This window comes from Pseudomonas sp. GW823-FHT05G12 (assembly GCF_058795575.1).
The window spans coordinates 4,082,475-4,095,701 of the sequence record NZ_CM179501.1 but is presented as its reverse complement, the minus strand read 5'-3'; the positions used below and the strand labels follow the sequence as shown (position 1 = coordinate 4,095,701).

Below are 13,227 nucleotides of genomic sequence, written 5' to 3'. Positions count from 1 at the left end.
CCTGCGCCCAACCATCGATGCGTGTCCACCCTCGATCCGGCGTAGGAGCGGGTTTACCCGCGAATGCGGTAGCGGCGGCAACAGTGAACGGCGGGTGGAAATTGGCCAGCAGGGCCGGCCCCTTCGCGGGTAAACCCGCTCCTACACGACGGTGCCTGCGCCCAACCATCGATGCGTGTCCACCCTCGATCCGGCGTAGGAGCGGGTTTACCCGCGAATGCGGTAGCGGCGGCAACAGTGAACGGCGGGTGGAAATTGGCCAGCAGGGCCGGCCTCTTCGCGGGTAAACCCGCTCCTACACGACGGTGCCTGTGCCCAGCCACCGATGCGTGTCCACCCTCGATCCGGCGTAGGAGCGGGTTTACCCGCGAATACGGTAGCGGCGTCAACGGTGAACGCCTGGTGGAAATTGGCCAGCAGGGCCGGCCTCTTCGCGGGTAAACCCGCTCCTATGTATGGACTCGCCCACACTGTCTAGCTGCTTTTTTGAACATAGGAACCCGGTTGCATCTATGTATCAGGCCTGTTCGAGGAAGCTTTTTGCTTCTGGCCAACATCGTGGTGAGCTCGCAGTGTGCCGTTTACATTGAGGCCACTATCAGGCCTGTAGGAGCGGAGGCATCGGTCTGCGACGGTCTTACCTAGGGTCAATGTTCACTAGCAGGGGTTGGAGCGCCTAGCGCCCCGGTGGCATTACCCGGTTGGTCAGAGGCTCATAGCCGCCTCCGGTTTTTCGTTCGGTTTGCGTTGGTAAACCTGATCGCTCTGTAACAGGGCCCAGATAATCCGCAGATTTCGATTAGCCAGCCTGATCGCCGCCTCCTTGCGCCCAAGGCGGGATAGCCAGCGCAAGAGGCGGCGATCATCTGGCTGATCGGAATCAGGCCTTAACTGACTCAAGACAGCATGCGCGCCCTGGATCATCAGGCTGCGTATGTAGCCGTCACCGCGCTTGCTCATCTTGCCCAATCTGATTTTGTTTCCGCTGCTGTGCTGATCGGGCACGATACCGAAGAAGGCGGAATACATTCGGCCACTGGCGAAGCGGCTGGGGTCGGTCTGTTTCGCCACGATCGCCGTGGCAATGATAGGGCCGACGCCACGAATGGTGATCAGTCGCTGAGCGACTTTATCCTCTTGGGCAGTCGCTTCGAGCCGGCGGCTCAGCGCCGCTATGCGTTCACCTAGAGACAACCAGTCCATCAGCAACTCATCGAGCAACTCGCGCAACAGGTCGGGTAGAGGCAAGGAAGCATCCTCAAGCGCCTGAGGCACATGCTTATTGACCGCGGCATCGCCCTGGGGCATGGATACGCCATGCTCGAGTAGCAAACCACGGATCTGATTACCCAGCGCGGTATGTCGCTTGATGTTACCGCGCCGGATACGGTGCAGCGCTTGAATAGCCAGTGCTGTGGTGCTCTTGATCGGTATCGAAGCGATGCTCGTATCGCGACCGGCACGCAAAATGGCATAGCAGTCGTTACGATCGTTCTTAGCACCGCTGCGATGTTCGGCGACACGTTGCGCCGGCAGGATGCGAACCGGATTACCTTTGGCCTGCAGCAGTCTGGCCCAGGCTTGTGCACCTGGACCGCACTCCATCAAGACGGCCACGGTCGTTGGCAGCCTGAGCAGGAAATCGTGGAACGCTTGGCGGGATTTGATGCGATCTTCGTAGATCACCCGACCGGTAGCGTCCTCGCCTGCTAATTGGAAGACCTGTTTGGCCAGGTCTACGCAGATGGTTGTGCAAAGCTCCACATCAGTGGAAGACAGGGAATCGTGTTTCGAACTATGCTTTTTCATGGTCTCGCCCTCGCTGCCGTTGGCTTCTTCGAACACCACCGTGGCACTGTGATGCCTCGGCGGGGGCGAGTCCATCGATTACACGACGGTGCCCTGTGCCCAGCCACCGATGCGTGTCCAACCTCGATCCGGCGTAGGAGCGGGTTTACCCGCGAATACGGTAGCGGCGTCAACGGTGAACGCCTGGTGGAAATTGGCCAGCAGGGCCGGCCTCTTCGCGGGTAAACCCGCGAAGAGGCCGGTTCAGGCAAACGCCGCCAGCAAATCCTGCGCAAATACATGGGCTGCCTCGCCAACCCCCTGTGCCCGGTGCCGGGCCAGGGTGAACGGCACCGCAAAATCAAGCTCAGGGTCCAGCGCCCATAACAGCCCCTCGGCCTCCCAGGCCTGTGCACAATGGCATGGCAAGTAGCCAATATGCCGACCAGACAGAATGAACGTCAGCACGCTTTCGATCTGCTCCGCCACTGCCGTGCTGCGTCTGCTCTGGAACGGTTCGCCCCCTTTGAGAAAACGGTACGGATGGCGCACCTGGTCCATGTCCAGCAACTGCTCAAGCCCAACATCCGTTTTGCCATACAGCACATGCCCCCTGCCGCAATACAGCCGCTGTCGTTCTGCGAACAAGGGCTGGTAATCAAAGGCCGCCTGGTTGCCGGAAAAATAGCTGATGGCATAGTCCAGCCGCTGCTCCAGCAACAGCCGTTCCAGCTCCGCCGGCGGTGCACTGACAAGCTCCAGTTGCACCGATTCCTCTCGCCTGCGAAATGCCGCAATGGCCGCCGCCAGTATCAGGCTCACCGCCTTGCCCTGATTTTCCGCCATGCCTATGCGCACAGTCCCCAGCAGCCGCCCGGCAACGCCGTTGGTCTGCTGGCGAAACTGCTCGATGTTCAGCAGCAGCCCACGCGCCGCCTCCAATAGCAATTCACCTTTTTCCGTCAGGCGAAAACCACCCTTGCCGCGGCTGCACAGGCGGTAACCCAAGCGTGCCTCCAGTTGCGCCATGCGCTGGCTGATGGTGGGCTGGCTCAGGCCCAGCACGCCTTGAGCGGCGCTGAAGCCACCTGCCTCGACTACAGTGACGAACAGCCGCAGCAGGTGCAGGTCGGGATCGTGCACTTGTCCGAGCATTACATTGCTCCTGATGAATGTCAGCTTTGCAAACTTGTCATTGGTGCAATGTAACCCGGCTGGCATGCTCGCGGCATCCACCCATTTACCGAGGTGTCCGCCATGCGTCGATCGTTGTGCCTTTTGTCTCTGGTTCTGGCCCTGCCGCTGCAGGCCGAAGAGAAGGTCGTCAACCTCTACAGCTGGGCCGATTACGTCGCCCCGCAAACCCTGCAGCGCTTCGAACAGGAAACGGGCTACAAGGTGCGGTACGACACCTTTGACACCCCCGAAGTGCTGGAAACCAAGCTATTGACCGGTGGTAGCGGCTACGACGTGGTGGTGCCGTCATCCACCGTGCTGGCCCGGGCGCTCAAGGCCAATGCCCTGCAACCGCTGGACGCTCAGGCCATGCCTGGTTATGGCAACCTCGACAAGGACCTACTGGGCAAACTGGCCGAGGTTGACCCCGGCAACCGCCATGCTGTGCCGTACACCTGGGGCACGCTGGGCCTTGGGGTAAATGTGGAGGCAGTACGCCAGCGCCTTGGCGATGTACCGCTGGACAGCCTCGACCTGTTGTTCAAGCCCGAGTACGCCACCCGCCTGAAGGGTTGCGGCATCGCTTTGCCTGACTCGCCCCAGGAGGTGATCGGCGTAGCCCTGAATTACCTGGGCAAGGACCCTTACAGCCAGAACAAGGATGACCTGGCTGCCACGCAGAACCTGCTCAGCCAGTTGCAGCCGTCGATCAGCTACGTTGCCAACGGCCGGCAGATCAACGACCTGGCCAATGGCAGCGTGTGCCTGGCGCTGACCTACAACGGTGATGCCGCGATGGCCGCCGACCAGGCCCGCCGTGCCGGCAAGCCGTTCGAGGTGATCTACCGCATCCCCCGCGAAGGCACGCTGGTATGGCAGGACAACCTGGTCATCCCCAAGGACGCCCCGCACCCCGAGGCCGCACGGGCGTTCATCGCCTTCATGCTCAAGCCAGAGTCGGTGGCAGCGCTGACCAATACGCTGTTCTTCGCCAATGCCAATCAGGCTGCCACGCCGCTGGTGGACGAAGCGGTGCGCAACGACCCGGATATCTATCCGTCGGCCGAGGTGCGTCAGCGTCTGTATGCCGACCGCAGCATGGCCTTGGCCGACCTGCGCCAACGCAACCGTCTGTGGACCGCCTTCCGCAGCCGGCAGTAGCCCATGACAATCAAGGAGCCCGACCGTGGACCAAGCCGCAAGCAATGACCAGGCCATGACCCGCGATAGCCTGTATGGTACCGCCGCAGAAAGCACCTACGCCGGTGTTGTCAGTTTCTCCCGCCGCCGCTACAGCCGCGACTTGCGCGGTGTGGATGTGGTGGTCAGCGGTGTGCCGTTCGACACGGCCACCAGTAACCGCCCCGGCGCGCGCTTCGGCCCGCGGGCGATCCGTGCGGCCTCGGTCCAGCAGGCCTGGGCCCGCCATTGGCCGTGGGCGTTCGACCCGTTCGACCATCTGGCGGTGATCGACTATGGCGACTGCCCCTTCGACAGCGGCACGCCGCAGTCGGTACCGGACAGCATCGAGGCCCATGCCGAGCACATTCTGCAGGCGGGTTGCGCCATGCTCACCCTCGGTGGCGACCACTTCATCAGCTACCCGCTGCTCAAGGCTCACGCCCGCCGCCATGGCCCGCTGGCGCTGATCCATTTCGATGCGCACAGTGACACCTGGCCGGACGAGGCGGGCAAGCGCATCGACCACGGCACCATGTTCTGGCATGCCGCCCGCGAAGGCCTGGTTGACCCGGCCCACTCGGTGCAGATTGGCCTGCGCACGACCAATGACGACAGCCAGGGCTTTGCCATTCTCGACGCCAGGCAAGTGCACCGCCAGGGCACAGAGGCGGTGATTGCAGCGATTCGCCAGCGGGTGGGCGAGCGGCCGGTGTACCTGACCTTCGACATCGACTGCCTCGACCCGGCCTACGCGCCCGGTACCGGAACGCCTGTGTGTGGCGGGCTGAGCACGGTGCAGGCGCTGGAGATTCTGGGTGGGCTGCGTGGCATCAACCTGGTAGGCATGGACTTGGTGGAAGTGGCGCCAGCCTATGACCATGCCGATATCACCGCCTTGGCCGGGGCAACCCTGGCCATGGAGATGCTGTGCCTGTATGCGGCGCGGCACAAGGTGGACAACGGCCAGTAGATTTTTGTGGCCATTCGCGGGCAAGCCCGCTCCCACACGTGTCTCACAGGGCCAGAAATCTGTGGGTGACCGTGGGAGCGGGCGCGCCCGCGAATGGCTGCAAAGCAGCCCTCCGCGGCCCATACTGAAACATCAGGAATCATCTCCACCCGCATTCACACTTTTGCCGCGAACCCCTCGCGCCTTAGGCTATCAAACCCACCAGGCGCGGCATTTTCGTACAGGAGGTGAAGCATGACCCCGACATTGCCCATCCTGGCCCTCGGCCTGGCCTTGTGCCTGCCCGCGCACGCGGCTGCGCAGCAGCCCGTGCAACGTGCTGCCGGCAACAGCAACCCTTACAACAGCCCGATCCAGCGGGCCAATCCCAACAGCCGTCAAGGCAGCATGCCGGCTGCGCCACCGGTACGTGGCCCGTCCACCGACCCGTACCAGCGCCCACCCACCCTGGACAACCGCGGCATCGGTAACGGCGACAACCTGCGTCGTCAGCAGCAAACCCCGAACCTGGAACCCACCCGGCCACCGCGCGACAACCCACGTGCGCCTTAAGCCCACTTGAAAGGAATCCGGCATGCTTCGAGCACCCTGGCTAGCCACCCTGACCGCCGCCGCGCTACTGCCACTGTGGGCGCATGCAGCGGCCGAACAGCGGTTCCCCAGCGAAGAAGGTACCTTGGTCGTCGACACGCTTGCCGATGGCCTGCGCAACCCCTGGGCCCTGGCCTTCCTGCCCGGTGGCAAGGACATGCTGGTGACCGAGCGCGCCGGCAACCTGCGGCTGGTCAATGCCGAAGGCAAGGTTGGCCCGTCGATCAGCGGTGTACCCAAGGTCTGGGCCGAAGGCCAGGGCGGCTTGCTGGATGTGGCGCTGTCACCGGAGTTCGGCAAGGACCGCACCGTCTACCTGTCCTACGCCGAGGAGGGCAGTGACGGCAAGGCCGGTACTGCAGTCGGCCGCGGGCAGCTGTCCGAAGACCGCGCCCGGCTGGAGAATTTCACCGTGATCTTCCGCCAGCAGCCCAAGCTGTCGGTGGGTAACCACTTCGGCTCGCGGCTGGTGTTCGACCGCGACGGCTACCTGTTCATCGCCCTGGGCGAGAACAACCAACGCCCCACTGCCCAGGACCTGGACAAGTTGCAAGGCAAGGTCGTGCGTATTCTGCCGGACGGCGAAGTGCCCAAAGACAACCCCTTCGTCGGCAAGGACAACGTGCGCCCGGAGATCTGGTCGTACGGCCACCGTAATCAGCAAGGCGCCGCGCTCAACCCCTGGACCGGTCAACTGTGGACCCACGAACACGGCCCGCGCGGTGGTGATGAAATCAACATTCCAAAGCCTGGCAAGAACTATGGCTGGCCGATTGCGACCCACGGCATCAACTACTCGTTGCTGCCAATCCCCGAGGCCAAGGGCGAGCATGTGGACGGCATGGTCGACCCGCACCATGTCTGGGAAAAGTCACCGGGTATCAGCGGTATGGCGTTCTACGACAGCCCAACGTTCAAGGCCTGGGACCACAATCTGTTCATGGGGGCGCTGGCCACTCAGGAATTGATCCGCTTGCAACTGGAGGGCGACAAGGTGGTGCACGAAGAGCGGTTGCTCGGTGACCTGAAGGCGCGTATCCGTGATGTGCGGGTGGGGCCGGATGGTTACCTGTATGTACTGACCGATGACAAGGACGGTGCGCTACTCAAGGTCGGCCTGGCCGACTGACGCGCGCCTGCACCGAGGGTGACAGTCGGGTAGAATGCGGCATGGCCCTCGACCCCCAAACCCTCTACCAGCACGCCCTGAGCACTCGGGGCTACGTCGCTGACCCCGCCCAGGCCCGCGTCGTCGAGGCCTTGCAAGCCTGCTTCCAGTCCCTCGAGCAGGGCCGCCCCACCCAGGGCCTCTACCTCTGGGGCCCGGTCGGGCGCGGCAAGACCTGGCTGATGGACCAGTTCCACCAGTGTCTGCGCATGCCGAGCCGGCGCCAGCACTTTCATCACTTCATGGCCTGGGTGCATCAACGCCTGTTCCAGCTCAACGGCACCGCCGACCCGCTATTGGCCCTGGCGGCGGAGCTGGCGCGGCAAATCCGTGTGCTGTGCTTTGATGAACTGTTCGTCAACGACATCGGTGATGCGATCATCCTCGGCCGCCTGTTCCAGGTATTGTTCGATCACGGCGTGGTGATTGTTGCCACTTCCAACCAGCCACCCGAGCAGCTCTACCGCGATGGTTTCAACCGCGAGCGGTTCCTGCCGGCCATCGCCGCCATTGGTCGTCACATGCAGGTCCTGCCGGTAGCGGGCGAGCAGGATCACCGCCTGCACCCCGGTGAAGCGCGGCAGCGCTATTGGGTAGCCGAGGCAGGGCAGGCCAGCCCGTTGGCCGAGGTGTTTCGCCAGCTCAGCCCCAAAGACGCCGGCACGGATCAGCCCTTGATTATTGGCTCAAGGCACATTCACGTCGTGCGGCGCAGTGAGCAGGCTATCTGGTGTCGTTTCACGGATCTGTGCGATCAACCCTTGGCGGCCATGGAGTTCATGGCCTTGTGCGACCGTTTTCCCTCGATTCTGGTCTCCGGCATTCCGGCGCTGGGCGGGGAACAGCGGGCGGGGCGTATTGCCCGAGGCACCGAAGATGGCGCGGCGAGGGTCGTGGCGGGTGACCGTGAACTGCCGGCGCTGTCGCCCAAGGACGATGCGGTTCGCCGCTTCATTGCCCTGGTCGACGAATGCTATGACCGCCGGGTGGCGTTGTACCTGGAGGCACAGGTGCCGCTCGATGCCCTCTACACTCAAGGGTATCTGGCGTTCCCGTACCAGCGCACCCTGAGCCGGCTACGGGAGATGCAACTGCAACGCTTCGCCTGAAAAGGAGCCGACCATGCAGCCGTTATCGCATCATCTGCTGACCCAGGCCTATAACAATGGCTGGGCCAACCACCGCCTGTACAAGGCCTGCCTGCAACTGACCCAGGACGAGTTCGTCGCCCCGCGTTGCAGCTTCTTCCCGTCGATCAAGGCCACCCTCAACCATTTGCTCACGGTGGATTGGTTCTACCTGCATATGCTCGAGTGCGAGCAGCGCGGCGAGCAGCCCGATGCCGACGGCGAACGCTTTTTCGACCCGGAACAGCCGTTTGCCACCTGCACCGACCTGCATGCCGAGCAGGCCCAGGCTGATCACCGTTTGATCGCCTACTGCCGGGGGCTGAGTGATGGCGACCTGGGCCGCTATGTGAGCGTCGTGCGGCCTGATCGGGTGCAACGCGAGCAGCGGCTGCGTTTGCTGGCGCATCTGTTCGAACATCAGGTGCATCACCGTGGGCAGGTGCACGCGATGCTCAGTGATACAGCGGTCAGGCCACCACAGCTGGATGAGTTTTTCTGCGAGGAAGAGGCCGAGTTGCGGGCGGGTGACTTTGCCGAGCTGGGCTGGACGGAAGAGCAGATCTGGAAAGTGTAATGGCACCCTGTGGCAGCAGCGGTCTTGTGCAAAGTACAAAAGCGTACGCTGCCACAGGGGCCAATCATTGGCTCACTTGCCCAGCCATTCGACCAGGGTGCGATTGAACCGCACCGGTTCCTCGATTTGCGGCGCGTGCCCCATGCCTTCGAACGTGATCAGCTCACCTTTGGGTATCAGCTTGGCCACCTGCGGCCCCAGCTCTGCATAGTTGCCCAGCTTGGCCTTTACCTCCGGCGGCGCGATATCGCTGCCGATGGCCGTGGTGTCCTTGTCGCCGATCAGCAGCAGGGTCGGCATCTGCAGGTGCTTGAATTCGTGGTACACCGGCTGGGTGAAGATCATGTCGTAGATCAGCGCCGAGTTCCACGCCACCGCTTCATGCCCCGGCCCTTTGTTCAAGCCCACCAGCATCTGCACCCAGCGTTCGTACTCAGGCTTCCAGCGCCCGGCGTAATAGGTCTTGCGTTCATATGCACGTACGCCTTCGGCATCCAGTTTGAGTTCGCGGGCATACCACTGGTCCACGGTGCGGTAGGGCACCCCCAGGGCTTTCCAGTCTTCCAGACCGATCGGGTTGACCATTGCCAGGCGTTCCACCTGCTGGGGGTACATCAGCGCATAGCGGGTGGCGAGCATGCCGCCGGTGGAGTGGCCGAGCACAATGGTCTGCTTCACACCCAGCTGTTCGAGCAGGGCATGGGTGTTGTCGGCCAGTTGTTGAAAGCTGTACTGGTAATGCGCCGGTTTGCTCGACGTACAGAAACCGACCTGGTCGGGCGCGATGACCCGGTAACCGGCCTTGCTAAGGGCGTCGATGGTGGTTTCCCAGGTGGCGGCGCAGAAGTTCTTGCCGTGCATCAGCACCACGTTGTGGCCGTTGGCCTGGCCCTGGGCGGGCACGTCCATGTAGCCCATCTGCAGGGCCTGGCCCTGGGATTTGAAGTCGAAATGCTTTAGGGGGTGCGGGTAGCTGAAGCCTTCGAGCTGGGGGCCGTAGGTAGGCGACTCGGCAGCGATGGCCGAACTGCTGGCAAGGCAGGCCAGGGCAAGGGCGGTTGCGCGCAGCATGGGGGCACTCCGTGTAGGGCCGGGTTGAATGGGGCGACTGTAACAGGCAGTGGACCACGCGAAACCTGAAAGGTGTTACCAGGCGTGAAACCAGCCCAGGGTAATCATCGCAAGCACCGCATAGCGGCCAGCCTTGGCCAGGGTCACCAGCAACAGGAAGCGCCAGAATGGCTCACGCATTATCCCGGCGATCAGCGTAAGCGGGTCGCCGATCACCGGCATCCAGCTGAGCAGCAGCGACCATTGCCCCCAGCGTTGGTAGCGCTGCTGCGCACGCGCCAGCTGGGCAGCGCTGAAAGGGAACCAGCGCTTGTCGCGCAGGTGCTCGATGGCCCGGCCCAGCAGCCAGTTGACCACCGAGCCGAGCACGTTGCCCAGGGTGGCTACCAGCAGCAGGGTCGCCCAGGCCTCGGGCTGGCGCAGCAACAGGCCGACCAGCACGGCCTCCGATTGCAGCGGTAGCAGGGTGGCGGCACCAAAGGCGCTGAGAAACAGCGCCCCCAGGCTGAGCATCAGTAGTTGGCGACCACGGTGTCCTGGCCATCCTGGGTCACCCCGATGACCTGGTAGGCATCCTTGTGGTCACCCATCTCCATGCCGGGCGAGCCCATGGGCATGCCCGGCACCGCCAGGCCCTTGAGGTCGTTGCGCTTGGCCAGCAGGCGCACCTGCTCGGCCGGCACGTGGCCTTCGACGAACTTGCCGTCGATCACCCCGGTGTGGCACGACGCAAGGCGTGGCGCCACGCCGAGGCGTTGCTTGACGGCGCTCATGTTTGGCTCGACGTGGTCGTTGACGGTAAAACCGTTGTCACGCAGGTGGCTGATCCAGGCCTTGCAGCAGCCGCAGTTGGGGTCGCGGTAGACGTCGATGGTCTCGGCGGCCTGGGCCAGGCCGGTGACGGCCAGCAGGCTCAGGGTCAGCAGGTGTTTGCGCAGCATGGTGAAGCACTCCTTTAAAAACGCAGGCGGATACCGGCGACCAGGCGGGTCTGGCCCAGATCTTCGCCGTCTTCTCGGGCCTGGTTGGCACGCGAGCCGTGCAGGCGGTTGAAACTGAGCCCGACGTAGGGGGCGAAGCCGCGCGTGATCTCGTAGCGCAGGCGCAGGCCCACCTCGCTGTCGGCCAGCCCCGCACCTTGTTCGCGCCCGGCGTCGTTGCGCCCGTAGAGGTTGGCCTCCAGGGTCGGCTCCAGTATCCAGCGGTTGGTCAGCAGCATAGCGTAAGCGGCTTCCAGGCGCAGCGCGGTCTGTTGCCGCTCGCCTGCATAGGCGGTGGCTTGCAGCTCCAGGCCGTACAACGGTGTGCCCTGGATGCCGAAGGCGGCCCAGGTTTGGCCACTGGCAGGCTTGAAGTCCTGGCGTACACCGGCCACCAGTTCCCACCACGGGCTCACGGCATGGCCCCACAGCGCCTGCAGCTCGGCCTTGTGGGTCTTGCCCTGTTCGCGTTCGCCTTCGGTGCGCAGCCACAAGCGGTCGATATCGCCGCCGACCCAGGCGGTGGCGTTCCAGTTCAGGGCACTGCTGCTCTCGAAGTTCTGGTATTCGAGCTTGTCCACGATCACTGCCCAGTTCAGCGCCCGGTCATGCGCCTGGTGCCCTGGCAATGGCGGGAAGGCGGCGCGGCGGTCGGCGTCGGTGATGACAGGCAGGGGCGTGCGAGGCTGGCTGAGGGAAGGCTGGTCATGGCCCATGCTTTCATGGTCCATAGGCATGGCCTGATGGCCCATCTGGCCGTGGTTCGTGTGTTCGGAACCCGCGGCCATCGCCCGTTCACTGGCCAGCAAGGTCAGCAGCGCCACGCCTGCCACGATGCTGCGGTTGCGGGTGTCATTCATCGACGCGTACCTCGCGGAGCATGCCGGTCTCCATGTGGTAGAGCAAGTGGCAGTGGTAGGCCCAGCGGCCCAGCGCGTCGGCAGTCACCCGGTAGGAGCGTCGGCTGCCGGGCGGGATATCGACGGTGTGCTTGCGCACCAGGAACTGGCCATGCTCGTCTTCCAGGTCGCTCCACATGCCATGCAGGTGGATGGGGTGGGTCATCATGGTGTCGTTGACCAGGGTGATGCGCACGCGCTCACCGTAGGTCAGCCGCAGCGGTTCGGCGTCGCTGAACTTGATGCCGTCGAACGACCAGGCGAAGCGCTCCATATGGCCGGTCAGGTGCAGCTCAATGTCACGCGATGGCGGGCGGCCATCCGGGTCGGGGTAGGGGCTGCGCAGGTCGGCGTAGGTCAGCACGCGGCGACCATTGTCACGCAGGCCTATGCCAGGATCGGCCAGGTTTGGACGCGGTGCCATGGTCTGCATGTCCACCAGCGGGTTGCCGGTTTCACTGACCGGGTGTTGCTGCATTGCTGACATGGCGGCGTGGCCCATGCCGGCCATGCTGCCGTGGTTCATGCCCGCCATCGCATCCATACCGCCGTGGCCCATGTCCTCCATGCTCAGCACTGGGCGTGGGTCGGGGGCAGGCACCGGTGCCTGCAGCCCGGCCGCACGGGCCAGGGTGCCGCGGGCGAAGCCGGTGCGGTCCATGCTCTGGGCGAACAGGGTGTAGGCGGGTTGGTCACCCACGGTCACCAGCACGTCGTAGGTCTCTGCCACGGCAATGCGCAGTTCATCCACGCTCACAGGGGTTACCGGCAAGCCGTCGGCGGCGATCACCGTCAGCTTCAGCCCGGGGATGCGGAAGTCGAAGTAGGTCATGGCTGAGGCATTGATCAGCCGCAGGCGCACGGTTTCGCCTGGCTGGAACAGGCAGGTGAAGTTGCCTTGTGGTGGTTGGCCGTTGAGCAGGTAGGTGTAGGTGGCGGCGCTGATATCGGCGAGGTCGGTTGGGCTCATGCGCATGCGCGCCCAGGCCGTGCGTTCGGCGACGGTGGGGCTCCAGCCGTTTTCGGCCACGTCATCGATGAAGTCGCCAACCGTGCGCTTGTGGAAGTTGTACGCGTCGGACTGCGTCTTCAGCGTCGCCATCAGTTGTTCCGGCGCCTGGTCTGACCAGTCGCTCAATAGCAGCACATGATCGCGCTGGTAGCGGTGCGTTTCGGGCTCGCGTGGCTCGATCACGATTGCCCCGTATACCCCGGCTTGCTCCTGCAGCCCCGAATGGCTGTGGTACCAGTAGGTACCGCTCTGGCGCAGGGTGAACTGGTACAGGTAGTCGCCGCCGGGCTCGATGCCAGCGAAGCTCAGGCCAGGCACGCCGTCCATGTTGGCCGGCAGGATGATGCCGTGCCAGTGGATCGAGGTGTCCTGCGCCAGTCGGTTGCGCACGCGCAACGTCACGGTGTCACCTTCGCGCCAGCGCAGCAGTGGGCCGGGCAGGCTGTTGTTGACGGTCAGTGCGGTACGCGGCCGGCCTGTGATGTTGACCGGGGTCTGGCCAATGAACAGCTCGAAATGCTGGCCGGCCAGATCTCGGCCTTCGGCGGCCTGGGCCAGCGGGCGCCACAGCCCCAGGCCCGCCAGCGTGCTGGCGGCGCTCAGGCCTTTGACAAACGTACGGCGGGAGGGGTTGCGCAACATGGCGTGGCCTCATGCGGAAGAGCCACGATGTTCGCTGCCGCCTG

At 63.9% G+C, this 13,227-nt stretch carries 13 protein-coding genes; 6 read left to right on the top strand and 7 right to left on the bottom strand.

All coding sequences use genetic code 11. The features are described from left to right. Window positions 1-705: 705 nt before the first annotated feature. The gene (locus AC3RCM_RS18735; protein WP_104887859.1) at window positions 706-1,764 is read right to left on the bottom strand and encodes an IS110-like element ISPpu11 family transposase; all 1,059 of its coding nucleotides are present in this window, start codon (window positions 1,762-1,764) and stop codon (window positions 706-708) included. Window positions 1,765-2,052: 288 nt separating this feature from the next. Beyond that, on the bottom strand, window positions 2,053-2,943 hold the full coding sequence (locus AC3RCM_RS18730) for a LysR family transcriptional regulator (RefSeq protein ID WP_492629059.1): 891 nt from the start codon (window positions 2,941-2,943) through the stop codon (window positions 2,053-2,055). A gap of 102 nt (window positions 2,944-3,045) precedes the next feature. Between AC3RCM_RS18730 and AC3RCM_RS18725 the strand changes: the two genes are divergently transcribed. The 6 genes from AC3RCM_RS18725 to AC3RCM_RS18700 all read left to right on the top strand — a co-directional run bounded on the left by AC3RCM_RS18725 (window position 3,046) and on the right by AC3RCM_RS18700 (window position 8,579). After that, window positions 3,046-4,125 (top strand): extracellular solute-binding protein, encoded by a 1,080-nt coding sequence (locus AC3RCM_RS18725; protein ID WP_492629058.1) that lies wholly within the window; start codon window positions 3,046-3,048, stop codon window positions 4,123-4,125. 25 nt (window positions 4,126-4,150) lie between these two features. Next, window positions 4,151-5,116, top strand: a complete 966-nt coding sequence (speB, locus tag AC3RCM_RS18720) for an agmatinase (RefSeq protein WP_004576768.1) — start codon at window positions 4,151-4,153, stop codon at window positions 5,114-5,116. Window positions 5,117-5,350: 234 nt separating this feature from the next. Then, window positions 5,351-5,668, top strand: a complete 318-nt coding sequence (locus tag AC3RCM_RS18715; protein ID WP_104887312.1) for a hypothetical protein — start codon at window positions 5,351-5,353, stop codon at window positions 5,666-5,668. A gap of 22 nt (window positions 5,669-5,690) precedes the next feature. Beyond that, complete coding sequence (locus tag AC3RCM_RS18710; protein WP_104887313.1) at window positions 5,691-6,836, top strand: PQQ-dependent sugar dehydrogenase; 1,146 nt, start codon at window positions 5,691-5,693, stop codon at window positions 6,834-6,836. Between the two features lie 41 nt (window positions 6,837-6,877). Beyond that, entirely contained in the window at window positions 6,878-7,984 is a 1,107-nt protein-coding gene (gene zapE, locus AC3RCM_RS18705; RefSeq protein WP_492629057.1) for a cell division protein ZapE, read from the top strand. Window positions 7,985-7,997: 13 nt separating this feature from the next. Further along, complete coding sequence (locus AC3RCM_RS18700) at window positions 7,998-8,579, top strand: DinB family protein (RefSeq protein ID WP_492629056.1); 582 nt, start codon at window positions 7,998-8,000, stop codon at window positions 8,577-8,579. A gap of 72 nt (window positions 8,580-8,651) precedes the next feature. Here the strand turns inward: AC3RCM_RS18700 and AC3RCM_RS18695 are convergent, their stop codons facing one another. The 5 genes from AC3RCM_RS18695 to AC3RCM_RS18675 all read right to left on the bottom strand — a co-directional run bounded on the left by AC3RCM_RS18695 (window position 8,652) and on the right by AC3RCM_RS18675 (window position 13,180). Then, window positions 8,652-9,650, bottom strand: a complete 999-nt coding sequence (locus AC3RCM_RS18695; protein WP_064491219.1) for an alpha/beta fold hydrolase — start codon at window positions 9,648-9,650, stop codon at window positions 8,652-8,654. Window positions 9,651-9,725: 75 nt separating this feature from the next. Continuing rightward, window positions 9,726-10,163 carry a YqaA family protein gene (locus AC3RCM_RS18690; protein WP_010953185.1) on the bottom strand — a complete coding sequence of 146 codons (438 nt, stop codon included), beginning with the start codon at window positions 10,161-10,163 and terminating at the stop codon, window positions 9,726-9,728. Further along, a complete protein-coding gene (locus AC3RCM_RS18685) occupies window positions 10,163-10,591 on the bottom strand; it encodes a DUF411 domain-containing protein (RefSeq protein ID WP_003248913.1) in 429 nt (142 codons plus the stop codon). Before AC3RCM_RS18685 ends, AC3RCM_RS18690 begins: the two co-directional genes overlap by 1 nt. Before the next feature lie 14 nt (window positions 10,592-10,605). After that, a complete protein-coding gene (locus AC3RCM_RS18680) occupies window positions 10,606-11,490 on the bottom strand; it encodes a copper resistance protein B (RefSeq protein ID WP_492629055.1) in 885 nt (294 codons plus the stop codon). Then, window positions 11,483-13,180 (bottom strand): copper resistance system multicopper oxidase, encoded by a 1,698-nt coding sequence (locus tag AC3RCM_RS18675; protein WP_492629697.1) that lies wholly within the window; start codon window positions 13,178-13,180, stop codon window positions 11,483-11,485. Before AC3RCM_RS18675 ends, AC3RCM_RS18680 begins: the two co-directional genes overlap by 8 nt. Window positions 13,181-13,227 lie beyond the last annotated feature (47 nt).

What these genes read in the sequence shown, in the direction of transcription:
- AC3RCM_RS18690 (WP_010953185.1), bottom strand. Translation starts at nt 10,163, where the DNA reads ATGCTCAGCCTGGGGGCGCTGTTTCTCAGCGCCTTTGGTGCCGCCACC.
- AC3RCM_RS18695 (WP_064491219.1), bottom strand. Translation starts at nt 9,650, where the DNA reads ATGCTGCGCGCAACCGCCCTTGCCCTGGCCTGCCTTGCCAGCAGTTCG.
- AC3RCM_RS18680 (WP_492629055.1), bottom strand. Translation starts at nt 11,490, where the DNA reads ATGAATGACACCCGCAACCGCAGCATCGTGGCAGGCGTGGCGCTGCTG.
- AC3RCM_RS18730 (WP_492629059.1), bottom strand. Translation starts at nt 2,943, where the DNA reads ATGCTCGGACAAGTGCACGATCCCGACCTGCACCTGCTGCGGCTGTTC.
- zapE (WP_492629057.1), top strand. Translation starts at nt 6,878, where the DNA reads ATGGCCCTCGACCCCCAAACCCTCTACCAGCACGCCCTGAGCACTCGG.
- AC3RCM_RS18700 (WP_492629056.1), top strand. Translation starts at nt 7,998, where the DNA reads ATGCAGCCGTTATCGCATCATCTGCTGACCCAGGCCTATAACAATGGC.
- AC3RCM_RS18710 (WP_104887313.1), top strand. Translation starts at nt 5,691, where the DNA reads ATGCTTCGAGCACCCTGGCTAGCCACCCTGACCGCCGCCGCGCTACTG.
- AC3RCM_RS18725 (WP_492629058.1), top strand. Translation starts at nt 3,046, where the DNA reads ATGCGTCGATCGTTGTGCCTTTTGTCTCTGGTTCTGGCCCTGCCGCTG.
- AC3RCM_RS18685 (WP_003248913.1), bottom strand. Translation starts at nt 10,591, where the DNA reads ATGCTGCGCAAACACCTGCTGACCCTGAGCCTGCTGGCCGTCACCGGC.
- AC3RCM_RS18715 (WP_104887312.1), top strand. Translation starts at nt 5,351, where the DNA reads ATGACCCCGACATTGCCCATCCTGGCCCTCGGCCTGGCCTTGTGCCTG.